This window comes from Bacillus sp. ISL-39 (assembly GCF_018613295.1).
Classification (GTDB): domain Bacteria; phylum Bacillota; class Bacilli; order Bacillales; family Cytobacillaceae; genus Mesobacillus.
Genome location: NZ_JAGGQM010000023.1, coordinates 22,670 through 45,177, shown reverse-complemented (window position 1 = coordinate 45,177; position 22,508 = coordinate 22,670). Strand labels below are relative to the sequence as shown.

The window sequence follows — 22,508 nt, the reverse complement described above, 5'->3', positions numbered from 1 at the left end:
CGAATTAAAGGCAATGATTTTGTGCACTACAATACACAAAAACCCCCTGGTCCGCTTAAGGATCAGGGGGGTTTTTTTATTATTTTACGCTTTTAATTTATCACGAAGAACCATTTGCAGAATCCCGCCGTGACGGTAGTAGTCGATTTCGACTTCTGAATCGAAACGTACAAGAGCTTCGAAAGCCTTCTTGTTGCCGTTTTCGTCAGTTGCTGTCACAGAGATGATGTCGCGTGGGCGAACCTTTTCATCAATCTGCACATCGAATGATTCTCTTCCTGTCAGGCCAAGAGTTTCTGCGTTTTCACCAGCTTTGAATTGAAGTGGCAGTACGCCCATCAATACAAGGTTAGAACGGTGGATACGCTCGAAGCTTTCAGCGATAACAGTTTTGATTCCTAATAGGTTAGTACCTTTTGCAGCCCAGTCACGGGATGATCCCATACCGTAATCTTTTCCTGCGATAACCATTAGACCAGTGCCTTGCTCTTTGTACTTCATGCAAGCATCAAAGATGGACATTATTTCGTTCGTTGGCCAGTAAGTCGTGAAGCCGCCTTCTGTGCCAGGAGCGATTTGGTTCTTGATACGGATGTTTGCGAATGTACCACGCATCATGACTTCGTGGTTTCCACGGCGTGAACCGTATGAGTTGAAGTCACGAGGCTCTACACCCTTTTCACGCAGGTATTTTCCAGCTGGTGTATCTTTTCCTATCGCACCTGCAGGAGAAATATGGTCAGTTGTAACAGAGTCACCGAACTTGCCGACAATACGAAGGCTGTTCAATGGAGCAACTTCCCCAGCCTCTGGAGTCAAGCCTTCAAAGAATGGCGGGTTTGCAATATAAGTTGAGTCATCATCAAATGTGTAAAGTGGATCGCTGTTTGTTTGGATCTCGTTCCACTTCTCATTGTCAGTGAATACTGTTTCATACTCTCTGCGGAATAGTTCTGGAGTAACAACGCGGTGAACGACTTCGTTCACTTCTGCAGTTGATGGCCAGATATCCTTGAAGAATACATCGTTGCCATTCTTGTCTTTACCGATAGGATCATTCTGAAGGTCGATGTCCACAGTACCTGCAAGAGCATATGCAACAACCAATGGCGGTGAAGCCAGGTAGTTAGCTTTTACGAGCGGGTGGATACGGCCTTCAAAGTTACGGTTACCGGAAAGGACAGAAGTAACTAGAAGGTCGCTTTCAGCAACAGACTTTTCAATTTCCGGCTTCAATGGACCAGAGTTACCGATACATGTAGTACATCCATACCCAACAAGGTTGAACCCTAGTGTTTCAAGGTAAGGAAGCAATTCAGAATCACGAAGGTATCCAGTAACAACCTTTGATCCTGGTGCCAATGAAGTCTTGACGAACTTAGGAACTTCCATTCCAAGCTCAACAGCTTTCTTGGCAACAAGGCCTGCACCTACAAGCACGTATGGGTTCGATGTATTTGTACAGCTAGTGATCGCAGCGATGGCGATTGCACCAGTCTTCATTGTCGTTTGATCACCATTAGCGAACTCAACAACAGCTTCTTTATCGATTTCTTTCTTGTCTAAGCCAAATCCCTGGTTTCCTGCAGGAGCAGTCAATGCTTCCTTGAAGGACTTTTGCATATCTGATAGCGGGATCAAGTCCTGTGGACGCTTAGGGCCGGAAAGGTTAGCTTCGATTTCTGAAAGGTTGATTTCTACAACATCAGTATAAACTGGCTCCAATGCAGGATCGAAGAATAGTCCGTTCTCCTTGCAGTATGCCTCAACCACTTTAATGTGATCCTCCGTGCGTCCAGTTAATCGCATGTAATCCAATGCTTCTCCGTCAACCGGGAAGAAACCGCAAGTTGCGCCGTATTCTGGTGCCATGTTGGCAACAGTCGCACGGTCAGCAAGTGGAAGTGTGACAACGCCAGGTCCGAAGAACTCGACGAATTTACCAACAACGCCTTTGCTGCGAAGAACCTGAGTCACTTTTAATGCAAGGTCAGTTGCAGTAGCGCCGTTCGGCATATCTCCTACTAATTTAACACCTACTACTTCTGGAACCGGGAAGTATGAAGGCTGGCCAAGCATTCCAGCTTCTGCTTCGATACCGCCTACGCCCCATCCAAGAACACCAATACCGTTGATCATAGTAGTATGAGAGTCAGTACCTACCAATGAATCAGGGAAAGTTTCAAATTCGCCATCTGCATTTTCAACAGCATGGACAACGCTTGCAAGGTACTCAAGGTTAACCTGGTGCACGATACCTGTTGCTGGCGGAACAGCACGGTAGTTATCGAAAGCTTTCTGTGCCCAGCTCAAGAACTGGTAACGTTCAGCATTACGTTCGAATTCAAGCTCCATGTTTACATTAAGCGCGTCTGGAGTTCCGTATTTATCAACCTGTACAGAGTGGTCGATTACAAGATCAACCGGCTTCTCTGGATTGATTTTTTGTGGGTCTCCACCCATGTCAGCCATTGCTTTTCTTAGGGAAGCAAGGTCAACAACTGCAGGTACACCAGTGAAGTCCTGAAGAATGACACGTGAAGGCTTGAAAGGCACATCCACTTCTTTCACTTCGCTAGTTCCCCATTTTGCTAGATTTTCAACATGCTCTTTAGTGATTACAAAGCCATCATGCTGGCGAAGCACGGACTCAAGCAATACCTTAACAGAGTAAGGCAGTTTTGATACATTGCCGATTCCAGCCTTTTCTAGTGCTGCCAGGCTATAGTAATGATAGCGTTTCCCGTCAACTTCAAATGAACTGCGGGCGTTAAAAACATCTTGGTTTGACATATGTTTACCCCCTTCTTCTACGTAAACATCATAAACTAAATAAAAGTAATTGTCGAAAAGTTTGAATCTTGTATCCCATCCTAACTTTTCTCACAATTTCATATTAATATAACCTTGTGTATAAGTAAATAACAAGAAAGTTATTGTGGTTGATAAGTTTTTCTTATTATAAAAATCATATACATGATTAAAATAATCTTAATGGGATTTTATCAAAGAAGAATTCCTGGTCTATTTTACTCCGCTTGAATCGAAAACTATTTTACAAAAATGAAAAGGTCGGATTGTGCAAGGCTGAATGGGAAAAAATATGTCAGATGGAGGTGAATTTTATGGTGAAAAGAAAAGCAAATCATGTTATTCCAGGTGCTAATGCTGCAAAAGCTCAAGGCAACGGTGCAGGGTTCAACGAAGAAATGGCTAACGAACCATTATCTGAACTGGAAAAACAAAATAATAAGAAACGAAAAAAGAATCAATAAAATCACAAAAGCGGAAGGCCTCTTCCGCTTTTACTATTACTCCATGTTTACTTCTTTTACAATGCTTTGCAAGTCCTGCTGGAACCTTTCAAGCTGCGCACGTTGATGTTCAGATGCGTTTTCAAGAGCATTTTCGATTTGCTGGAATGCTTCATTCACTTCATTTTTAAGATGCTTTAGCTGGTGACCATAGCTTGCGCTGTCCCGGACAATTTCCGAGTACAGCCCTTGTGCGTCTTCGAAGCCTTGCTGTGCTGCCTGAAAGGCTTGCTGTTTATCTTTATTATAAGGCATGTGTGATTCCTCCTGATGTAATAAATCTATACCGTTAAATTGCTCATTTACAAGTAATTTATTCAGTATAAATTCGCTTGAAAATCCAATCCTAAAGTCAGGAGGGATGAGCAATGAACAAAAATGATTCCAAGGATATGCGCAAAAATGCTCCTAAGGGTGATCAAGACAGCCAGCCTGCTCCATTAAGCGGATCAAAAAAGGTTAAAAACCGAAACCATACTCGTCAAAAACATAACTCACATCACGACATGTAAATGCTTAAGCCGCTTCTGCCGAACAAACCAAAAGAAAGTAAGGTCTGCCAGTAAAAATGGCAGGCCTTACTTTCTAAATTAGTTTAAACGCATCCAAAAGAAATCTTTCTTCTTTAACTGTAACCGTCCGAAGATCGACATTAACCTCTTCTTTTTGTATCCGTACAACGATTGCCGGTGAATATTCCGTCCTTAGCTTTCTGGCAATATGTTCAGCGCTGACCTCCGGATGGCTGACCGAGACTAGATACGTGGGCAGCTGGACATCAGGCATTGTCCCGCCTCCGACCTGGCTAGTTCCTTCATTCACAACAGCTTTTAGCTCACCTACAAAAGAATTAATTTCCTGGGCAAAGCGCTCCGATCTTCCTTTAAGTTCATCTGCGGGAGCAAGTAAGTCTCTTAGTGTCGGAATATTGAATAACCCCTGCTCTCCCCTTAGATAATCCATTAAAGTACCCTCTAGTGCCGCTAGTGTCATTTTATCGACTCGAACTACTCTCGCCAGCTGGTGTTTCTTTAACTTATCAATCAGTTCTTTTTTCCCGGCGATAATACCAGCCTGTGGTCCTCCGAGCAGTTTATCTCCGCTGAAGGATACAATGTCGGCCCCCATTTTAAGCACTTCACCGACAACGGGTTCTTCCCCAATACCATGGCGAGTGAAATCATAAAGAACACCGCTTCCAAGATCTTCGTAAAAAATAACCTGATTGTGCTTACCAGATAGTTGGGCCAATTCATTTGTTTCAACTGTTTTTGAAAATCCATATATTTTGAAATTGCTCGTATGAACCTTCAGGATCATCGCAGTATTGTCTGTAATCGCATGCTCATAGTCATATAAATGTGTTTTGTTGGTTGTCCCAACTTCCACTAAATGAGCTCCGCTTTCTTCCATAATAGAAGAGATCCGGAATGAGCCCCCGATTTCAACAAGCTGCCCACGTGAAACAATGACATCTTTGTTTTTGGCGAGTGCACTCATGATTAAATAAACAGCTGCTGCGTTATTATTGACGACCATCGCTGCTTCAGCGCCGGTGACTTGTTTAACAAGGTTTTCAACATGGCTGTGCCTGGATCCACGCTCACCTTCCTTAAGCTTATACTCAAGGTTGGAATAATTCCTCGCGGTTTCTACCACATGCTTCACTGCACTCTCACTCAACCGTGCCCTTCCAAGATTCGTATGTAAAATGGTCCCTGTTGCGTTAATGACCCTTTTAAGTGTATAGTCAAATCTTTCTGTTGCTGATGAATCGATCAAATTAAAAAGCTCGTCAATAAACAGATTGGTGCCAGGCTCTGGACCACTCCATTTATCGCTGACAATTTCTTTCCTGATTTTATTTAAAACATCTTTGATGATGTCTGTGAAACGTTCTCCGTCTGCATCATGCTTCTTGATTAAATCAAGAAACCTGGAATCCTTCTGTAATTCATGGACAGCAGGAAGCTGCCTTAATAATTGTTTCAAAATCTATCTCCCCCACCACGGTTGTGCATTCATTAATTATATCATTATTGCCCATATATAAGTTTTTTCAAAACGGTGAACTTGAATGGTATGAAAAAAGCCCGGCTAAAAAAGCCAGGGCATTAATTCATTGCTTCCATTTTTTTGATGATTTCGTCTGAATCAGGAAAAACACCTGTATCAAGTTTTGAATAAATTGTCTGGCCATTTATAGTAACTTCAAAAGCTCCCTTTGAAGCCGGAATCAACTCCATCTTTTCAATTCGGCTTCGAAAATGAGTGAATAACTCTTCCGCGAAACTCGCGGCTTTTGGTGCGTAGTTTCATTGCATGCAAAATTGGATGGTTACCTGAAAATTCTCCATTATTGAATCCCCCTGTATAACTATATATTATATTTATTGTCATTTTAGTGTAAAGTCAATGTCAGTGCAAATAATAATAGCTTAAGGATGATTTTAAAAACAAGAAAGAGTATACTTTTTGTGGAGGTGATCAGGTTGAGTGAACACGAGAAAATCCGTTTGACTTCACTATCAACAAAGGCTGGCTGAGGATGCAAAATCAGTCCCGAGGACTTGACGCAAGTTTTGCGTCTATTGCCAGAACAGGATTATGTTCCTGAATTGCTTGTCGGACATGAGACTTCCGATGATGCAGGTGTATATAAACTTACAGAAGATATCGCCCTGATTCAAACAATAGATTACTTCACCCCTGTAGTGGATGATCCATATATGTTTGGACAGATTGCTGCCGCCAATGCACTAAGTGATGTCTACGCAATGGGCGGCGAACCTAAAACAGTCCTTAATATGGTGGGATATCCTATCAAAAAGCTTGGTCCGGATATGCTCGCTGAAATATTAAGAGGTGCCAGTGACAAAGTGAAGGAAGCTGGAGCAGTGACGGTTGGCGGTCATTCAATTGATGACCAGGAACCTAAATTCGGCTTATCTGTAACTGGGCTTGCCCACCCTGGTGCCATCTGGAAAAATATCGGTGCAAAACCAGGTGATGTGCTTGTTCTTTCAAAACCAATCGGTGTTGGAATCCTGACGACAGGAATCAAGCGCAACGCAGTAACTGCTGATCAAGAGCGGGAAGTGACCGAAACTATGGCTTTACTGAACAAGTCTGCTGCAGCTGCGCTGAAAGACTTTACCCCCCACGCCGTAACCGACGTCACAGGGTTCGGCCTGCTTGGGCATGGGAGCGAGATTGCACGTGGCAGCAATGTCAGCTTTGAGATTTCTTTATCGGATGTACCTGTATTAGATGGTACATATGAGTTGGCTGCAAGAGGAGTCGTGCCTGGAGGCTCAAAATCCAACCATAAATGGCTGGATGGCGATGTGGAGTATGAAGATATTTCTACAGAAGAGCAATTAGTACTCTGTGATGCAATAACTTCTGGAGGACTACTTGTTGCGCTTCCTGAAAACGAAGCTGGTAAGTACGTGGAAGCCTTGAAGAATAAAGGGCTTGTTCATGCAGCTATAGTCGGGAAAGTCATAGAAAAGCAAGATAAACTAATCTATGTGAAAAGGTGAAATCAATGAGATTTCACCTTTTCCTTTTATCTATAGCTTTGCTTTTAATTTTTCCAGCATGTCAGCAGTCATACTTGAAAGATCATATTTCGCTTTGAAACCCCACTCTTCAGCTGCAGCTGATGCATCAATGGAGTTTGGCCAGCTGTCCGCGATTGCCTGGCGTACAGGGTCGACATTATAGGATATTTCAAATCCAGGAATATGCTTCTTGATTTCCGCTGTCAGTTCCTCTGGATCAAAGGTCATTGCCGTCACGTTGAAAGCATTTCTGTGAATCAGCTTTGAAGAATCAGCTTCCATCAGATCGATGATCGCTCCAAGCGCATCAGGCATATACATCATGTCCATATAAGTACCTTTATCTATATACGAGCTGTATTTCCCATTTTTGATTGCTTCATAGTAAATTTCAACGGCATAATCAGTTGTACCTCCGCCTGGAGGGGTTACATAGGATATCAACCCAGGGAACCTGACACCCCTTGTGTCTACTCCGAAACGGTGGAAATAGTAATCCGCCAGCAGTTCTCCGGCAACCTTGTTGACACCATACATTGTGGTTGGACGCTGAGTTGTGTCCTGAGGTGTTTTGTCTTTAGGCGTATTCGGCCCGAATGCCCCAATGGAGCTTGGCGTGAAAAACTGCAAATTTAGCTCTCTTGCCGTTTCAAGAGCGTTCATCAATCCGCCCATGTTGAGGTTCCAGGCAAATACCGGCTTCGTTTCAGCAGTCGCAGATAGCAATGCTGCCATATGCATGATGGTATCGACTTCATATTTCTTGGCCAGGTCGGCCATTTTATTTGCATCCATGACATCAAGGATCTCGAATGGACCGTTCGCTGCAGCTGCTGAATCGGTTTTCCTGATGTCCGTCGCGATTACATTATCCTGCCCGTAAATGTCACGTAGTTTAACTGTTAATTCAGAGCCAATCTGGCCAAGCGCGCCAGTGATCAAGATTTTTTTCATTCTATGTATTCCTCCCGTTATCCCCCAAAAAATAAAGCCGGCTTGTTAATCAAACCGGCCTATTCAATTAAATAATTTCTAATTCCTTGCCTACTTTTTCATAAATTGAAATGGCATTGTCTAGCATTTCCTTCGTATGTGCCGCCGAAGGCATATTCCTTACGCGGCCAGTTCCGCGGGGTACGGTAGGAAATACGATTGACTTAGCGTACACTCCCTCTTCGTACAGCCTTTTGCTGAACTCTTGTGTCTTGACTTCATCCCCTATGATACATGGGGTGATTGGCGTTTCAGAATGGCCAATGTCGAAACCAAGCTTTTGCAGTCCATCCTTCAGATAGTTTGCATTGTCCCATAGACGCTCGTTCAGTTCTGTACTGTCCATCAGGATTTCAATGGCTTTAATGCTGGCAGCAACATCGGCCGGAGTGAGCGAAGTCGAGAAAAGGAATGGACGGCTTCTTACTTTCAGCCAGTCAATTAAATTTTGTTTACCAGCTACATAGCCTCCGACTACACCAATTGCCTTCGATAAAGTCCCGATCTGGAAATCGACTTTATCTGAAAGGCCGAAATGCTTAACAGTTCCAGCACCTTCACCCAATACACCTGAACCGTGTGCATCATCCACATATGTAATAAGGTCGAATTCTTCTGCGATTTCAACAATTTCCGGAAGTTTTGCGATGTCACCGTCCATAGAGAACACGCCGTCAGTGATAACCATGATTTTATTGTATTGGCCTGACTCCTTCGCTTCCTTCGCTTTTGCACGAAGGTCTTCCATGTCTGAGTGATTGAAGCGGATGATCTTAGCTCTGGATAAACGGCACCCATCAATGATTGATGCATGGTTCAATTCATCAGAAAGGATGGCATCATTTTTATCCATTACTGCTGAAATGGCAGCCATATTGCACATGAATCCTGATTGGTATGCAATCGCAGCTTCTGTCTTTTTGAATTTCGCCAGTATTTCCTCAAGTTCTATATGCAGCTTGAGTGTACCGTTGATTGTCCGTACTGCACCTGCCCCCACTCCAAATTTAGCAATGGCTTCATCAGCAGTCTTTTTCAATCTCTCATCTGTCGCAAGGCCAAGGTAATTATTAGAGGAAAGGTTGATCATTTCTTTCCCATTGATGGTTATGACTGGTCCATTAGGGCTTTCAAGCGGGTCGATAACATTATATAAACCCTTCCCTTTTAAATCCTTCAGGTTCTCATTTAAAAACTGATCCAATGTTTTACTAGACATCGTAAATCCCCTTTCTGCCGTCACATTTGGCATGTCATTATATTGGATACATCTGTCTTTCTAGAGAGGACAATGAATTAGCCTCTTTTTCCATAATTCATGTATGTTCACAAAATATACTTTATCATATTTATTTTATTTGTACATCTATGAAGGACAGAAAACGCTTTCTTTTTTTACCTGTTTATTTTCCCCTATTTTTCGTCACAATGCATGATATTTTGTGAACTGCCCTTACAATGAAGACAAGGTTTTTAATTAACCTTAACATTGGCTTTTAAAAGGGGGTTTCTGGACTTTAGGCAAAACTTTAGTCAGGGGAATTCTTAAATTAGGTTTGAAAGTTTATTTAAGGGTATAGAAAAGGGAGCCATTCTGCAGGCAAGCAGTCTGGCGGGGGCAGTGAAATTTGAGTTCTACATAATAATCACTTCCTCCTTATTTCATAGAGAAATAGATACTGAATATGGAGGCTGCATATATGAAATACCCTTTGAATGTAACATCTGAAATTGGCGAGTTAAAATCCGTGGTCCTTCACCGGCCAGGAAAGGAAGTCGAAAATCTTACACCTAAGTACTTAGAGAGACTTCTTTTTGATGATATCCCTTATTTACCCGCCGTCCAGAGAGAACATGATTATTTCGCTGATGTATTAAGAAACCGCGGGGTTGAGGTTCTTTACCTGGAAAAACTAATGGAAGAAGCACTGAATACTGAAGAAATCCATCAACAGTTCATCGATCAAGTATTGAACGAAAGCAAAAGCAACTTGAATGGCTCAAGGCAAACGGTTGAAGAGTATCTTCATTCTCTTTCAACTGATGAAATGATTCGAAAAGTCATGTCTGGAGTTCTTAAATCAGAAATCGAGCAAGAAAAAAAATTACATTTACATGAGCTGCTCGATGATTACTACCCATTCTTTCTTGATCCAATGCCAAACCTTTATTTTACTAGGGACCCGGCAGCTGTAATTGGAAATGGCATCTCTCTTAACAGAATGTGTGAAGGTGCAAGAAAAAGAGAATCGTTGTTCATGGACTTTATCATTAAACACCATCCACGGTTCACCAATCATGATATTCCGCACTGGTATGATCGTGATGAATATTATCCATTAGAAGGCGGAGATGAGCTGGTACTCAGTCCTGAGGTAATTGCGATTGGGGTTAGTGCAAGAACGTCCGCGCAGGCAATTGAAAAATTGGCGAAACGAATCTTTTCAAGAAACAACACTATTAAAAAAGTAGTTGCTGTTGAGATCCCTAAATTAAGAGCCTATATGCATCTAGATACTGTTTTTACCATGGTGGACCACGAGAAGTTCACGATCCATCATGCTATTGAAGGACCTAATGGAAATATGAAAATCTATATTCTCGAAAAAGGAATGGATCCTGACAAGCTGAACATTTCGGAACGCTCCAATTTAACTGAAACACTGAAGGAAGTGCTGAGCCTGCAGGAGCTCGTATTAATCCCATGCGGAGGCGGACATGAAATCGCAGCGGCCCGCGAGCAATGGAACGACGGCTCAAATACTCTGGCAATTGCCCCAGGTGTAGTCGTCACTTATGACAGAAACTACGTCTCGAATGACTTGTTGCGCAAAAATGGCGTGGAAGTAATTGAGATTCCAAGCTCGGAGCTATCAAGAGGACGCGGCGGCCCGCGCTGCATGAGCATGCCTATCTACCGAAAAGACTTGTAAATCAAAAAGCAGTCCTGGAAAAGCAGGACTGCTTTACATGTATATTCTAGTTGGTTGCCAGGTAGCTTTGCAGCTCTTTGATTAACTGCTCAGCTCCTTCTTTGCTTAAGACGATCCTTCCATCTGCCAGTGACATATTATCATTGCTGATTGTACCGGTTATGAGGCACGTCAAATCTGGCTGGTATTTCTTCAGGATAATCATATCCTCATCAACAAATATTTCGAGCGGATCACTTTCACCGATGCTCAGTTTTTTCCTAAGCTCCATCGGAATGACCACTCTGCCCAGCTGATCTGTTTTCCTCACAATTCCTGTAGCCTTCATAAAGCATCCTTCCCTTCTAAAAAGTATGGGATGTGGATGTCAGTTCTTTGAATAAATTCTAGCCCAATACAATTATAGCAAAACAAGGCATTATTTTACATTTAAAATGTGTCAGTTTTGGTTCTGCAACCAGCGTTTACTCCAGGAAATATGATTAATTAATCAATCTATATGAATTGAAAAAAAAAAGAGCACGCAATGGTTGCGTGCTCTCCCCGCACTATTCCATACCGTGTGTTGCAGCGGAAGAACTGTTGTTCTTAAGCAATACTTTCAATCCTGATCCAATATCAGAGGCAAGAATGTAATTCCTGTCAACAAACACTCCCCATACATCACTTTGTTCTGGAACATACTGTCCAACCTGAACAGGATTTGCAGGATCTGTTATATCCACCGCATATACTCCTCCTGCATAATGGGACAAGTACAATGTGTTTCCATGGACTTTAGGATCGTGGACCGTGTTTGCGAACGTAACACCATCCTCAACCTTATCAACTAAATTAGTTTTGAACTCACTTAGCAGTTTAGGATTCGTTTTATCCTTTATATCGAAAATCCTTGTGTAACCATAGGATTGTTCATAGCCTGCTTTCGTAGGATTATAGACTTCCCTGGTCTCAATCAGTACGTTGCCTCCTTTAGCCAGGGTTGCCGAGTGTGCGGACCCCTGCTGGTCGGAACTGAAATCTGTACGTCCCAGGTATTGAGGGTTTTCAGGATTGCTGATGTCAAAAATGACTGTTCCCAAATCCCACATGGAGACATAGGCATACTTTCCGGTTTCATCTATCATCGTGCTGTGGTTGAATACTGAACGGGTTTTTCCGTCAGGAGATTTCCAATGGTAACCGTTAAAATCGTCCGGAATTTCTTCAAGCATTCTTGGATCGAATTCCCATAGTTTTTGAGGGTTGGCAGGGTCGCTGACATCCACGACCTGGAAGTCCTTCTCCTCCCCATGGCTATAATAGTCTGCATAAGGATTGGCAGCAAGTACGATTGCGCGGTTCCCCTGCATCGTTAAGTATAATTCATGTGTTCCATTTGTCTTTTTCGTAACTTCATAGAATCCTAGCTTCTTTGGTTCTGTAGGGTTTGTAACGTCATAAAGCAAGAATCCGCCTTTTGAGTCAGGGTTATTACGGCTAAGCTGCTGGACACTCACTACGGCAAGATCACCTTTAAACGATGGAGTGTTGACGCTTTTTACGATCACTTTTTCCTGCCAGGTTCCAGGGATATCATTATTGGCAAAAACAGCAACCTCTTCAGGATTTGACGGATCCTTCATATCAAATACCCTTACCCCGCCATTTCCGCCATTTTTTGTGTGTGTTCCAAGATAGGCATATCCTTTATGTGCATAGACATCTGCAAAGCTGTTCTGCTTTCCGTCAGCTCTTACCGTCTCCATTTCAGGAGCGGCTGCTTCATGTAAAAATTGAAGGTTTTTGCTGCCCTCCATTACCGGGACAGAAACGTTGCTATATCCAGCCCTCTCTCCTTTTTCAATATTGACATCACCAAGTTCGTCGTGGGCAAGGACATTGAATGGGACTGAAGAGACCGTCAAGGCACCAGCTAGAATCAGACTAGATAACAACCGTTTTTTCATTGTATAAACCTCCTTCTATGTATTGAATAACAATATAGCAGAGGTGGAAACTCGGCTTCAATTAATAAACTGTATATTATGTAAATTCAGTTATTTTATCCTAATTAAGTAATTTTCTTCTAAGTCTATGGTAGTTGTTTCGAAAACCGAATTAGGTAAAATTCCATAAAGCTGCGAGGTTCAGTTTCCATTTCTTCCAACCTAGAAAACGCTGGTCGAAAACCAGAGATTTTAGTATGATTAATAAATGTGATTGTAAAATATTTGTTCTCTTAAAATAGATTAAAGCGAGGATTTTATCATGAGTTTATTAAATGTAGAAAATTTAAGCCACACATTTGGGGATCGCACCCTTTTTAAGGATGTTTCGTTTCGTTTGCTGGCAGAAGACCACGTTGGTCTCGTAGGAGCGAACGGTGTAGGGAAGTCGACCTTGATGAATATCATTACCGGGCAGTTAATACACGATTCCGGTAAAGTTGAATGGACACCAGGTGTTGAGTATGGATATCTTGACCAGCATACAGTTTTGACACCAGGAAAAACAATTCGTGATGTATTGCGGGATGCGTTTCTTCCTCTTTTTAAGAAAGAAGAAGAACTGAATGAAGTGACAGCAAAAATGGCGGATGCAACACCCGAGGAGCTCGAAAAGCTGCTTGAACAAATGGCCGAAATCCAGGATGCTTTAGATGCAGGAGGCTTCTATTCGCTTGATATGGAGGTCGAAGAAGCTGCGCGGGGTCTTGGTTTGGACGCAATCGGTATAGACCGCGATGTTTCTGCTTTGAGCGGCGGTCAGCGCACAAAAGTCCTGCTTGCAAAGCTTTTGCTTGAAAAACCAAAGGTTCTCCTGCTTGATGAGCCCACCAACTACCTTGATGTCGAGCATATCCAGTGGCTTACAAGATACTTGAAGGATTACCCTTATGCATTTATCCTGATTTCACATGATACTGAATTCATGAACCCTGTTTCAAATGTTATTTTCCAGCTGGAATTTTCAAAGCTGACACGCTATACTGCTACCTATGAAAAATTCCTGGAATTGGCCGAGATTAACAAGAATCAGCATATCAACGCATATGAAAAGCAACAGGAATTCATTAAGAAGCAAGAAGAATTCATATCCAAAAATAAGGCGCGCTATTCGACAACGGGCCGTGCAAAGAGTCGACAGAAACAGCTTGACCGTATGGAACGGATAGACAGACCAGAAACAGCGGTCAAACCTACTTTTGAGTTCAAAGAATCGCGAGCTAGCAGCCGTTATGTATTTGAAGGCACAGACTTTGAAATTGGATATACTCACCCACTTCTCCCTAAAATGTCGGTTACGATCGAGCGCGGTGAGAAGATTGCGATTGTCGGGATGAATGGTGTCGGTAAATCAACCTTGTTGAAAACGATGCTCGGGAAAATCCCTGCGTTGAGCGGCAAGATCGAACGCGGTGACTTCCTCTTCCCTTCCTACTTTGAACAGGAAGTGAAAGCAGGAAGCATCACTCCGATTGAAGATGTCTGGAGCGAATTCCCGGGCATGGATCAGCATCAAGTCCGCGCGGCATTGGCACGCGGCGGCCTGAAGAATGAACATATATCCCGTCCGTTGAACCAGCTTAGCGGCGGTGAACAGGCGAAAGTCCGCCTGACAAAATTGCTTATGCACGAGAGCAATTGGCTGTTGTTTGACGAGCCTACCAACCACCTTGACATCACGGCGAAAGCAGAATTAAAACGAGCATTGAAGGCTTATAAAGGAACGATAGTCCTCGTCAGCCACGAACCAGATTTCTACGAAGATTGGGTAACAAAAGTCTGGAATGTTGAAGAATGGGCTGAAAACTCGAAATAGAACCCTTAAGAACCTGACGGCAATTTCCGTCAGGTTCATTATTTTTATTGAACGCAGGAATGCTGGTTTATAAAATGATCTGACAGCAATATAATCCTTCCCTTCCATAATATTCATAATAAATTTCTTCAAAAAGTATTGAGTTATCTACATGTTATTGATAAATTTTATAGGGTGCATAAAATTTATTTATAAAGGTGATAACAAATGAAAAAATTGATCACATTATTAAGCTTATTGATGGTCTTTACCCTTGCGGCTTGTTCTGCCAATGGTACAGATGAAGGACAAAAAGACGCAAAAACTGAAATTATCAAAATCGGTGCGATTCCTGACCAGAATGCAGCAGACTTGAACAGGAGCATGGAGGATTTTGCGGAGGACTTAGAAGAGAAGACAGGATTAAATGTTGAGTATGTCCCTTCTGTCGATTATTCGGCGCTTGTCACTGCCTTTGAACGCGGCGAAATCCAACTTGCCTGGTTTGGCGGTCTTACTGGTGTACAAGCAAGAAACTTAGTACCGGAAGCTGAGGCATTTGCACAGAGACCAATCGATGAAAAGTTTAAATCCGTATTTATTGCCCAAAGTGATGTTAAGATTGATAACCTGGAAGATTTAAAAGGAAAGTCATTTACTTTTGGCAGTGAAAGCTCGACTTCCGGTCATTTAATGCCGCGCTACTTTATGACGGAATCTGGAATAGACCCGGATCAGGATCTTGATGGAAAGCCTAACTACTCCGGTTCACATGATAAAACATATAAGCTTGTGGAATCAGGTGCGTTCCAGACAGGCGCATTAAATATTTCTGTATGGGAAGCAGCTGTAAAAGAAGGTAAAGTAGATGAATCAAAGGTAAAAGTATTTTATACAACTCCTGAGTACTATGACTACAACTGGACATTAAATAAGATGGATGCAGATACCAAAGCTAAACTCAAAGAGGCTATACTTTCCATGACTTCAGAAGATAATGAAATCATGGAATTATTGCAGACAGATAAATTCATAGAGACAAAGAATGAAAATTACGAAGCGATAGAAAAGGTCGCAAAGCAACTCAAGATCATCAAGTAGGTGGAATACATGCAAGAAATAATAAGTCTTCATCAAATATCGAAAATCTATGAGCGGAAGATGGCCTTATCTTCCCTTTCTTTTACTCTAAAAAAGGGAGAATTGGTTGGGCTTATAGGACCAAGCGGAGCAGGTAAAACTACTTTGCTGAACATGCTGGCAGCGATTCTATCACCAGATCAAGGTCAAATCCTGGTAGACGGCCGCCCTTTATCCGAACTTATGGATCAGAAAAAGAGAGCAAAGAAAATCGGCATCATTCGTCAGCAGTTTGACCTTGTCGGTGAGCTTCCGGTCATTCATAATGTCCTTGCTGGGAGGCTGTCTGAATGGGGGATTTTTAAATCGCTTCTTTCCATGCTGATCCCTCAGGATAAGGAGTATGCTATCCAGGCTTTGAGCCGGGTGGGATTAACAGATAAATTATATGAAAAAACTTCATCCCTCTCAGGGGGAGAACAACAACGGGTAGCGCTTGCCAGGCTCCTTGTCCAGAGTCCTGAGATCGTCCTGGCCGATGAGCCGGTTGCCTCACTTGATCCAGCTCGTGCGGAAGACGTGCTGGAGCTATTGGTTAAAATCGCTTTAGAAGAGAACCAAACACTTATCGCCAGCCTCCATTCTGTTGATTACGCAAGAAAATACTTCGATAGATTGGTAGCACTTAAAGATGGTGAACTTTTCTTTGACCTCCCCGCTTCCTCTGTAACTGATGAGCATATCAAGAGCCTTTACAGACTAAAGGAGCTGTCTTGATATGGATAAAAGATGGTTGAGTTTTGAGCTCCATAAACGCAAGATTCTAACACTGATTCTAAGTTTAACATTCATGTTGAGCCTTTTCGCTGTTGAATGGAATAGCAGCTTGATTCATAGCGGAGGATTCATAACAGCCAAACAAATTGCGGGAGCCTTTTTCACACCTGATTTATCGGGTGACATCCTCCTATTGGCGTTGGAATCAAGCTGGACTACTCTTTCTTATGCAGCCGCAGGTATGAGTCTGGCGATTATCATTGCCTTTTTCTATGGCATTTTTGCTGCAGGGATTGTGGTTTCTGATGGAAAAATCAAAAGGTATATCCGGCCTTTTTTTAGAGGGCAGCTCGGCTTCATGAGGGCCATTCATGAACTCGTTTGGGCCTGGTTGTTCGTCGCCTCGATCGGTCTCTCTCCTTTTGCCGCTATTTTTGCCCTGGCTATACCCTATGGCGGCATCCATGGCCGAATTTTTGCCGATATGCTGGAGGACGTACCCAGAGAACCTATTAAAGCTTTGGAAGCAGCAGGCGCCTCTAAACTGCAGGCTTTATGGTATGGTTACTTGCCTATGGTCAGGGCGAGCATTACCAGTTATGCGATGTACCGATTTGAGTGCGCAGTTCGTTCATCTGCTATTATGAGCTTTGTCGGAATCGGCGGCCTGGGGTATCAAATACAGTTGAGCCTTGATGACCTGCATTATAATGAGGTCTGGACTTTCGTCTTCTTTTTAATCATCCTTGTTATCGTGATCGACCTGTGGAGCAATCAATTGAGAAAGAGGCTGGTCCAATGAAGAAACGGAGAATAAGCTTTGTGACATTCTCTATTTATGCCTTGCTCCTCCTTGCGGGGGGATCCTGGTTATCGATATTTACCTTGGAAAAGGCAAGCTTGTCTTTACTGTTTTCAGAACAGAACCTTTTTTATGCAGGCAAGTTCTTTAAAGGCCTATTGGGTTTCGGAGAAGAAAGCCCTGCTTTTCTAAATGCTGAAAACTGGAAAAACGCACTCGAACTTACAATCGAAACTTTGGTCATGAGTGTGATGGCAACTGGCTTCGCGACAATTGCCGCACTTATAACGGTTGTTCCGGCAGCACGGAATGTTGCTGACGGATCTCTTACTCTGGTAAAAAAATGGCATGGATGGATTTCATTTGGTACGATCCGCGCCGGTTATATATTTTCCCGGGCCGTCCCAGAGCTTGTTTGGGCGATGATCATTATCTTTATCTTCAAACCAGGAATTTTGCCTGGAGCAATCGCGCTTGCTCTTCATAATTACGGGATTCTCGGAAAGCTTTTTGCAGAGGTGATCGAAGATTTAGACTCAAGGCCGATTCGCAATCTTTCCTCATCCGGAGCAGGCCGTTTTCAGCTCTTGCTGTATGGAGTGCTGCCAGCTGCTCTTCCTCGATTCTTGACATACATCCTTTACCGATGGGAGGTCATCATGCGGACGACGATTGTCGTTGGTTTTGTTGGCGCAGGGGGGCTTGGTCAGCAATTCAAGCTGAGCATGAGTTTTTTCCATTACACAGATATAGCTCTCTTGTTATTTTTCTATCTTGCCCTGGTATTTGCCGCTGACTACATTTCAGAAAAAGCGAGAATTTTCATAAAGTAATCCGGCCTGGATGCGGCCGGATTTTCCTTTACAATATATCAATCTTGTCCAGTCCATTTTCGAGGAAGTATTTTTCATAACGCGCTTTCAGCTGGAAAAGTCGATTGATTTTTTGTTCTATAGAAGCATTGATGCTGACTTCGCGCTTCAAATCAATCGTTGCGAGCTTATGGGTTAGCTGGTCCCAAAATACGTCTTCCTCGTATTCGTCTATAATCGCTTCAACCATATTTTTAAGGTCCTCGGAAAGGTAATAATACTCTTCTTCCTTGTCATAGTAAATGCCATCACCAGCTTCAAAGTCGCTTGCGAGCGAAAAAATGTATTGTTCAAGATCCTCCGCTTTACTCACCAGTTCCTTATTTGCTTCAGTCAACCCAAGCGGCCAATTTCCAAGCTGCATTAATTTCACGAGTGTTAAATATTGGTCTTTCGAAAGGTCAATTCTCATATATAACCCTCCCCTTTCATATGCTTGTTTCATATATATGAAAGAAAGATGGCTGGCTTTCCTAAATATAACTGCAATTAAGACCTTTTTGTTAACCAACCTCTGAATACTATCTGGGATTTATGCTCCCCAAATAAAAACGGCAAGCCGCTGATCAAGGGCTTGCCGGAATCTATTTTGAACCTAGTTGCTGATATTGATTGCTTCACCTAAAAGCTGAATATCTTTATAAATCTCATTTTTCAGTTCCTTATTCTCGCATTGTGCGTACTCATCAAATAAACGGCCAAGTTCCTTTATAAATAACAGATGTTCTTCGACTGCAACCATACAGAGACTCCTTTACACAGAAGATGACCAGTGGCTAATGCTGCGATTCTATTTCTGTTGACCAGAATATTTACCCTTTAAAACTTATATCAAACTACCAATTTTTATAATTATATGAAGGTACTGTCCACTATATGACAACCAGTTTGTTTAGCGGCCAATCCAATAAGGTATGTATTAAAAAGAGACACAAGTAATCAGGGGGTAACCATATGTGGATTCAACGACCTTTTTTTAAATACGCAACAGGAACGATCATGCTGCTGCTTATCATTTTACTCTTTGGGAAGATAGACTACTTCGTTTGGCCTCTGCAAAACTTTATTGTTGCCATTTTCTTTCCTGTTCTGATTTCTGGCCTCATATATTATATATTACGGAAGCCAGTTCAATGGCTTGACCGATTCATGCCAAAGATTGCGAGTATATTGATTGTATTCGCCTTAGTAGCAGGGTTGTTCACAGGATTTATTTATTTTGCGGGATCCCTATTAGGAGGACAAATCAGTGACTTTAGTGAAAATTTCCCTCAGAAGGTAGAGGAAATTGCGGAAGAATCGAGAAATGTCATCAATGATAATCAGCTTGGTTTTATTAATGCAGAGGAAATCAAGCAAAGGGCACTAAACTATCTAAGCAGGGTTTCAAAAAACCTCGGGGAAAATATTATGACAGTATTTTCCGTGATTACGAGTATCGCGACTGTACTGGGTGTAGTCCCGTTTCTTGCATTTTTCTTTCTGAAAGATGATGAAAAATTAAGGCCTTATATTATGAAGCTGATTCCTGATGAACATGAGCAGGAAGGCAATAGAATCTTGAAAGATATAGATAAAACACTGTTCACTTATGTAACGGGACAATTCATCATTGCACTTGTGGATGGTACGCTTATGTATATTGGTTACAAGATTATCGGGCTTGACTACGCTCTTATTTTAGCTATTTTCACGATGTTTTTGACAGTCGTTCCCTTCCTGGGACCGATTATTGGTGTCATTCCAGCGTTGTTTGTAGCTCTCACAAGCAGTCCAATGATGATGTTGAAGGTATTGGCTGTCCTGGTAGTCGTGCAGCAGCTTGAAGGGAATCTGGTCACTCCTCAGGTAATGGGGAAAAAACTCAGCATCCATCCGATTACCGTCATCCTTCTGTTAATCGCGGCAGGATCCTTGTATGGTTTCATAGGAATTCTAGTTGCCATACCACTTTATTCAGTTGTAAAAATCGTCACAAAGGATGTCTGGAAATTTTACAAACTTAGGGAAAAGAAGAACCTTATCAACCCGGATTCATAAACGTGCACAAAAGGCCAGCCGCGCAGCTGGCCTTTTTACTGCTTAGTTTGTATTCTGTCCCCCATCCTCCAAGCCATCCAGGATCAGAGGCCTTACTGTTGAATCAGTCAACAAGCCGCTATGACTTACACCACTAATTTCGATATTTTCTGCACCCTCAATGATTGAACTCGTATAAGGGTTAATGACTGTATCAGCACTGCTGTATATAGATGTGCATTGAATGACAGCTGAAGTGTCACTCCCATTAGGAGTTTCGTCAACACTGTTTAATTCGTTAAGGAATGCACTTCCAGGAACCATTTCTCGTGCTCCTTCCGTCCACAACCCAAAATACGAAGAATTCGTTCCATGGTGAGGCGAACCTAAAGTGACTATATCATCGACATTTTGAGCACCTTCCAGATATTTTACATAGTATCGAGTACTTAGCCCGCCCATACTGTGTGCGACTATATCTACTTTTGATGCTTTCGTCTGGCGCAAGACGTTTTTCACGAATGTTTGCAATTCGTACGCATTGTCAACACTGCTTCCTGTAGTATCTGAATATTGAATAGCATAAAGGTAATTGGATGGCCATCCCTGGCTGATAAGCCATTCTTTCATGTTGTCAAAACTGGAGGACGAACCCGTAAAACCGTGGACAAAAACGACTGGGTCCTTCTCAGAAGCAACAGGCACTTTTTTAGCCGCTTCGGCTGTTGAAAAGATAGAAAGAATGAAAACAATTGTCACAGCGATACTCACTAAACTCCTGGTCTTTTTCATTGATAACCTCCTAAGATTTCATTCTATAAATCTTATGGCAGCGCTTTCGTAAAATTCCTCCATCTTGTTTTTATTCGCATTCCCATGTATCCCAACACACTCGGCCATCAAATAATACTCTTTACCCGCCTTAGCAAGTTGGGAAATTCTGAATAAAATCCCTTCGGTTTGGACATTCTATTTGCGATTCAAAAATGAGGAGGATTTGCCAATGAAACGAATTAGCGTACAGTTGCTTATTCTGATTATGACCGTCCTTTTGTTCACTGGGTGCAATACATATACGGATGAGGGAGCAGAAACTTATCAGATAAATAATGGCGGTGCACAAATCCAGAAGATCAACCAGGAGTACACCTCCAATTCATATAATCAAACATACAGGTTGCATGTGGAGGAAGATGCGGAGGAGCAAGTAGAAATGCTCAATGAAGTTCAAAGCGCAACTGTCATCACCGGGCAGCGAAAAGCTTATGTGGCCGTAGTTCTCGAAAACGGTGATACAAAGGGTATTCCGGCAGATTTAGAGAATAAAATTTCTCAACAGGTTAAAATCGCCGATGAGTCAATTACTCATGTATATGTATCATCCAATGCAGACTTTGTTGTCAGTATGACAGACTATAGGGAACAACTTCAGACCGGAAGACCGGCCGTCGGGCTTACTGAAGACTTCAATGCTACAATAGAAAGATCTTTCCCGGGCACTCGCTAAGCCAAGCCTGGTCATGAGATTGAAAAAGAGCATCGGGTAATAAAACCGATGCTCTTTTTGTATGACTGTTTTCGTAAAGATTGTTGTTAAAATCCTAAAGCCGATTTTAACGTGATAAAAAGCCATTTTGTAGTTCGGTATTAAGTATGCAAGCTCTTTTCTGATATAAGCTTTAATTTTGAAGAAACATAGGTCATTCAATCCTATTTTGCAGTCAAAAGCAACAAAGTTTGGGAAAAGAGCCTTTTGTATTTAAGAAGGCAATTGTGTTCCTCCCCCGCTCTCACCATTCATAAGCACTTCATCAATCATTTTATCGAGCCTGATAATGCTTTGTTTTGCTCGTTCATGTTCTATTTTCCTGTAATGATGGTTTCCGCCTTCTTCTTCGTCTTTCTCATCTGCCCATTTCACTACCTGCTGAAGCGGAGTACGGACAATATCATTTGAAGGCAAAAAGGAGTCTGTGTGGAAAAGGATTGCAAGTGAAGTGGCTTTCGCCTGCACGGGGTTTTCACCCAAACGGATCAAGAGTTTATGCGCTCTCTCTGCTCCCTTAATTGGATGGATGTCATTTTTACGGTAGAGCTCATAGTCCCATTTGCCGTTCCTGTACCAGGTGAAATGCCCGATGTCATGCAGGAAACCGGCTTTTGCGGCAATATCAACATCAACATTATGCTCCCTGGCAAGATGGAATGCGTGGTAAGCAACAGCAATAGCATGGGCCATGCCAGAACGCTTCAGATATTTCTGGGCAATATGATGTTCAAATACGTCCAAAAGAGTTACATCCCTCATTTCATAACCTCCTTAGCTGATGTGGTACCCTCATTTTTATGAATGTTAACAGAAATCATAA

The 22,508-nt window shown here is 42.4% G+C and carries 22 protein-coding genes and 1 pseudogene; 11 read left to right on the top strand and 12 right to left on the bottom strand.

Annotation, left to right across the window (positions count from 1 at the left end):
- Positions 1-84 precede the first annotated feature (84 nt).
- Positions 85-2,793 carry an aconitate hydratase AcnA gene (acnA, locus tag J7E37_RS16825; protein WP_215025376.1) on the bottom strand — a complete coding sequence of 903 codons (2,709 nt, stop codon included), beginning with the start codon at positions 2,791-2,793 and terminating at the stop codon, positions 85-87.
- 332 nt (positions 2,794-3,125) lie between these two features.
- On the opposite strand from acnA, the gene sspO reads away from it, so the two are divergent.
- A complete protein-coding gene (gene sspO / locus J7E37_RS16820; protein ID WP_192472394.1) occupies positions 3,126-3,275 on the top strand; it encodes a small acid-soluble spore protein O in 150 nt (49 codons plus the stop codon).
- 36 nt (positions 3,276-3,311) lie between these two features.
- On the opposite strand, the gene J7E37_RS16815 is transcribed toward sspO, so the two are convergent.
- Positions 3,312-3,569, bottom strand: coding sequence for a hypothetical protein (locus tag J7E37_RS16815; RefSeq protein ID WP_214779084.1), 258 nt, complete (start codon positions 3,567-3,569; stop codon positions 3,312-3,314).
- Between the two features lie 113 nt (positions 3,570-3,682).
- On the opposite strand from J7E37_RS16815, the gene J7E37_RS16810 reads away from it, so the two are divergent.
- Positions 3,683-3,826: a small acid-soluble spore protein P gene (locus J7E37_RS16810; protein WP_023614207.1), complete on the top strand. Its 144-nt coding sequence runs from the start codon at positions 3,683-3,685 to the stop codon at positions 3,824-3,826.
- Positions 3,827-3,899: 73 nt separating this feature from the next.
- On the opposite strand, the gene selA is transcribed toward J7E37_RS16810, so the two are convergent.
- Both selA and J7E37_RS16800 read right to left on the bottom strand, forming a co-directional pair.
- On the bottom strand, positions 3,900-5,306 hold the full coding sequence (gene selA / locus J7E37_RS16805; RefSeq protein WP_215025373.1) for an L-seryl-tRNA(Sec) selenium transferase: 1,407 nt from the start codon (positions 5,304-5,306) through the stop codon (positions 3,900-3,902).
- Positions 5,307-5,428: 122 nt separating this feature from the next.
- Positions 5,429-5,617 (bottom strand): annotated as a pseudogene (locus J7E37_RS16800) (Rdx family protein); the annotation flags it as partial.
- A 141-nt stretch (positions 5,618-5,758) separates the two neighbouring features.
- Here J7E37_RS16800 and selD point away from each other — a divergent pair.
- A complete protein-coding gene (selD, locus tag J7E37_RS16795) occupies positions 5,759-6,859 on the top strand; it encodes a selenide, water dikinase SelD (protein WP_215025370.1) in 1,101 nt (366 codons plus the stop codon).
- A gap of 30 nt (positions 6,860-6,889) precedes the next feature.
- On the opposite strand, the gene J7E37_RS16790 is transcribed toward selD, so the two are convergent.
- Complete coding sequence (locus tag J7E37_RS16790; protein WP_215025366.1) at positions 6,890-7,834, bottom strand: L-threonine 3-dehydrogenase; 945 nt, start codon at positions 7,832-7,834, stop codon at positions 6,890-6,892.
- Positions 7,835-7,901: 67 nt separating this feature from the next.
- A complete protein-coding gene (locus tag J7E37_RS16785; RefSeq protein ID WP_214779092.1) occupies positions 7,902-9,092 on the bottom strand; it encodes a glycine C-acetyltransferase in 1,191 nt (396 codons plus the stop codon).
- A 481-nt stretch (positions 9,093-9,573) separates the two neighbouring features.
- Here J7E37_RS16785 and arcA point away from each other — a divergent pair, with 481 nt between their 5' ends.
- Positions 9,574-10,806: an arginine deiminase gene (gene arcA, locus J7E37_RS16780; RefSeq protein ID WP_214779094.1), complete on the top strand. Its 1,233-nt coding sequence runs from the start codon at positions 9,574-9,576 to the stop codon at positions 10,804-10,806.
- A gap of 46 nt (positions 10,807-10,852) precedes the next feature.
- Here arcA and J7E37_RS16775 read toward each other — a convergent pair whose 3' ends face one another.
- Complete coding sequence (locus J7E37_RS16775) at positions 10,853-11,134, bottom strand: AbrB/MazE/SpoVT family DNA-binding domain-containing protein (protein WP_192472366.1); 282 nt, start codon at positions 11,132-11,134, stop codon at positions 10,853-10,855.
- A 220-nt stretch (positions 11,135-11,354) separates the two neighbouring features.
- Positions 11,355-12,755: an LVIVD repeat-containing protein gene (locus J7E37_RS16770; RefSeq protein WP_215025362.1), complete on the bottom strand. Its 1,401-nt coding sequence runs from the start codon at positions 12,753-12,755 to the stop codon at positions 11,355-11,357.
- A gap of 301 nt (positions 12,756-13,056) precedes the next feature.
- On the opposite strand from J7E37_RS16770, the gene J7E37_RS16765 reads away from it, so the two are divergent.
- The 5 genes from J7E37_RS16765 to J7E37_RS22135 all read left to right on the top strand — a co-directional run bounded on the left by J7E37_RS16765 (position 13,057) and on the right by J7E37_RS22135 (position 18,081).
- Entirely contained in the window at positions 13,057-14,610 is a 1,554-nt protein-coding gene (locus J7E37_RS16765; RefSeq protein WP_215025360.1) for an ABC-F family ATP-binding cassette domain-containing protein, read from the top strand.
- Between the two features lie 207 nt (positions 14,611-14,817).
- The gene (locus tag J7E37_RS16760; RefSeq protein WP_214779099.1) at positions 14,818-15,690 is read left to right on the top strand and encodes a putative selenate ABC transporter substrate-binding protein; all 873 of its coding nucleotides are present in this window, start codon (positions 14,818-14,820) and stop codon (positions 15,688-15,690) included.
- Positions 15,691-15,699: 9 nt separating this feature from the next.
- Positions 15,700-16,446, top strand: coding sequence for a phosphonate ABC transporter ATP-binding protein (locus tag J7E37_RS16755; RefSeq protein ID WP_215025356.1), 747 nt, complete (start codon positions 15,700-15,702; stop codon positions 16,444-16,446).
- A gap of 1 nt (position 16,447) precedes the next feature.
- Positions 16,448-17,248, top strand: a complete 801-nt coding sequence (locus tag J7E37_RS22140) for a PhnE/PtxC family ABC transporter permease (protein ID WP_251009723.1) — start codon at positions 16,448-16,450, stop codon at positions 17,246-17,248.
- Complete coding sequence (locus J7E37_RS22135) at positions 17,245-18,081, top strand: PhnE/PtxC family ABC transporter permease (RefSeq protein WP_251009722.1); 837 nt, start codon at positions 17,245-17,247, stop codon at positions 18,079-18,081. The genes J7E37_RS22140 and J7E37_RS22135 overlap by 4 nt, the downstream gene beginning before the upstream one ends.
- A gap of 28 nt (positions 18,082-18,109) precedes the next feature.
- On the opposite strand, the gene J7E37_RS16745 is transcribed toward J7E37_RS22135, so the two are convergent.
- Positions 18,110-18,532: a hypothetical protein gene (locus J7E37_RS16745; RefSeq protein WP_215025353.1), complete on the bottom strand. Its 423-nt coding sequence runs from the start codon at positions 18,530-18,532 to the stop codon at positions 18,110-18,112.
- Positions 18,533-18,715: 183 nt separating this feature from the next.
- Positions 18,716-18,862, bottom strand: coding sequence for a hypothetical protein (locus J7E37_RS16740; RefSeq protein WP_214779105.1), 147 nt, complete (start codon positions 18,860-18,862; stop codon positions 18,716-18,718).
- 212 nt (positions 18,863-19,074) lie between these two features.
- Between J7E37_RS16740 and J7E37_RS16735 the strand changes: the two genes are divergently transcribed.
- Positions 19,075-20,160, top strand: coding sequence for an AI-2E family transporter (locus tag J7E37_RS16735; RefSeq protein WP_215025350.1), 1,086 nt, complete (start codon positions 19,075-19,077; stop codon positions 20,158-20,160).
- 42 nt (positions 20,161-20,202) lie between these two features.
- On the opposite strand, the gene J7E37_RS16730 is transcribed toward J7E37_RS16735, so the two are convergent.
- Positions 20,203-20,931, bottom strand: a complete 729-nt coding sequence (locus tag J7E37_RS16730; protein WP_215025348.1) for an esterase/lipase family protein — start codon at positions 20,929-20,931, stop codon at positions 20,203-20,205.
- 211 nt (positions 20,932-21,142) lie between these two features.
- Here J7E37_RS16730 and J7E37_RS16725 point away from each other — a divergent pair, with 211 nt between their 5' ends.
- Positions 21,143-21,646, top strand: a complete 504-nt coding sequence (locus J7E37_RS16725; protein WP_214779111.1) for a YhcN/YlaJ family sporulation lipoprotein — start codon at positions 21,143-21,145, stop codon at positions 21,644-21,646.
- A gap of 252 nt (positions 21,647-21,898) precedes the next feature.
- Here the strand turns inward: J7E37_RS16725 and J7E37_RS16720 are convergent, their stop codons facing one another.
- A complete protein-coding gene (locus J7E37_RS16720) occupies positions 21,899-22,447 on the bottom strand; it encodes an HD domain-containing protein (protein WP_214779113.1) in 549 nt (182 codons plus the stop codon).
- Positions 22,448-22,508 lie beyond the last annotated feature (61 nt).

What these genes read in the sequence shown, in the direction of transcription:
- J7E37_RS16755 (WP_215025356.1), top strand. Translation starts at nt 15,700, where the DNA reads ATGCAAGAAATAATAAGTCTTCATCAAATATCGAAAATCTATGAGCGG.
- J7E37_RS16810 (WP_023614207.1), top strand. Translation starts at nt 3,683, where the DNA reads ATGAACAAAAATGATTCCAAGGATATGCGCAAAAATGCTCCTAAGGGT.
- J7E37_RS16775 (WP_192472366.1), bottom strand. Translation starts at nt 11,134, where the DNA reads ATGAAGGCTACAGGAATTGTGAGGAAAACAGATCAGCTGGGCAGAGTG.
- J7E37_RS16735 (WP_215025350.1), top strand. Translation starts at nt 19,075, where the DNA reads ATGTGGATTCAACGACCTTTTTTTAAATACGCAACAGGAACGATCATG.
- J7E37_RS16720 (WP_214779113.1), bottom strand. Translation starts at nt 22,447, where the DNA reads ATGAGGGATGTAACTCTTTTGGACGTATTTGAACATCATATTGCCCAG.
- J7E37_RS16770 (WP_215025362.1), bottom strand. Translation starts at nt 12,755, where the DNA reads ATGAAAAAACGGTTGTTATCTAGTCTGATTCTAGCTGGTGCCTTGACG.
- sspO (WP_192472394.1), top strand. Translation starts at nt 3,126, where the DNA reads ATGGTGAAAAGAAAAGCAAATCATGTTATTCCAGGTGCTAATGCTGCA.
- J7E37_RS16765 (WP_215025360.1), top strand. Translation starts at nt 13,057, where the DNA reads ATGAGTTTATTAAATGTAGAAAATTTAAGCCACACATTTGGGGATCGC.
- J7E37_RS16725 (WP_214779111.1), top strand. Translation starts at nt 21,143, where the DNA reads ATGAAACGAATTAGCGTACAGTTGCTTATTCTGATTATGACCGTCCTT.
- acnA (WP_215025376.1), bottom strand. Translation starts at nt 2,793, where the DNA reads ATGTCAAACCAAGATGTTTTTAACGCCCGCAGTTCATTTGAAGTTGAC.
- J7E37_RS16740 (WP_214779105.1), bottom strand. Translation starts at nt 18,862, where the DNA reads ATGGTTGCAGTCGAAGAACATCTGTTATTTATAAAGGAACTTGGCCGT.
- J7E37_RS16745 (WP_215025353.1), bottom strand. Translation starts at nt 18,532, where the DNA reads ATGAGAATTGACCTTTCGAAAGACCAATATTTAACACTCGTGAAATTA.
- J7E37_RS22135 (WP_251009722.1), top strand. Translation starts at nt 17,245, where the DNA reads ATGAAGAAACGGAGAATAAGCTTTGTGACATTCTCTATTTATGCCTTG.
- J7E37_RS16760 (WP_214779099.1), top strand. Translation starts at nt 14,818, where the DNA reads ATGAAAAAATTGATCACATTATTAAGCTTATTGATGGTCTTTACCCTT.
- J7E37_RS16815 (WP_214779084.1), bottom strand. Translation starts at nt 3,569, where the DNA reads ATGCCTTATAATAAAGATAAACAGCAAGCCTTTCAGGCAGCACAGCAA.
- J7E37_RS16790 (WP_215025366.1), bottom strand. Translation starts at nt 7,834, where the DNA reads ATGAAAAAAATCTTGATCACTGGCGCGCTTGGCCAGATTGGCTCTGAA.
- arcA (WP_214779094.1), top strand. Translation starts at nt 9,574, where the DNA reads ATGAAATACCCTTTGAATGTAACATCTGAAATTGGCGAGTTAAAATCC.
- J7E37_RS16785 (WP_214779092.1), bottom strand. Translation starts at nt 9,092, where the DNA reads ATGTCTAGTAAAACATTGGATCAGTTTTTAAATGAGAACCTGAAGGAT.
- J7E37_RS22140 (WP_251009723.1), top strand. Translation starts at nt 16,448, where the DNA reads ATGGATAAAAGATGGTTGAGTTTTGAGCTCCATAAACGCAAGATTCTA.
- J7E37_RS16730 (WP_215025348.1), bottom strand. Translation starts at nt 20,931, where the DNA reads ATGAAAAAGACCAGGAGTTTAGTGAGTATCGCTGTGACAATTGTTTTC.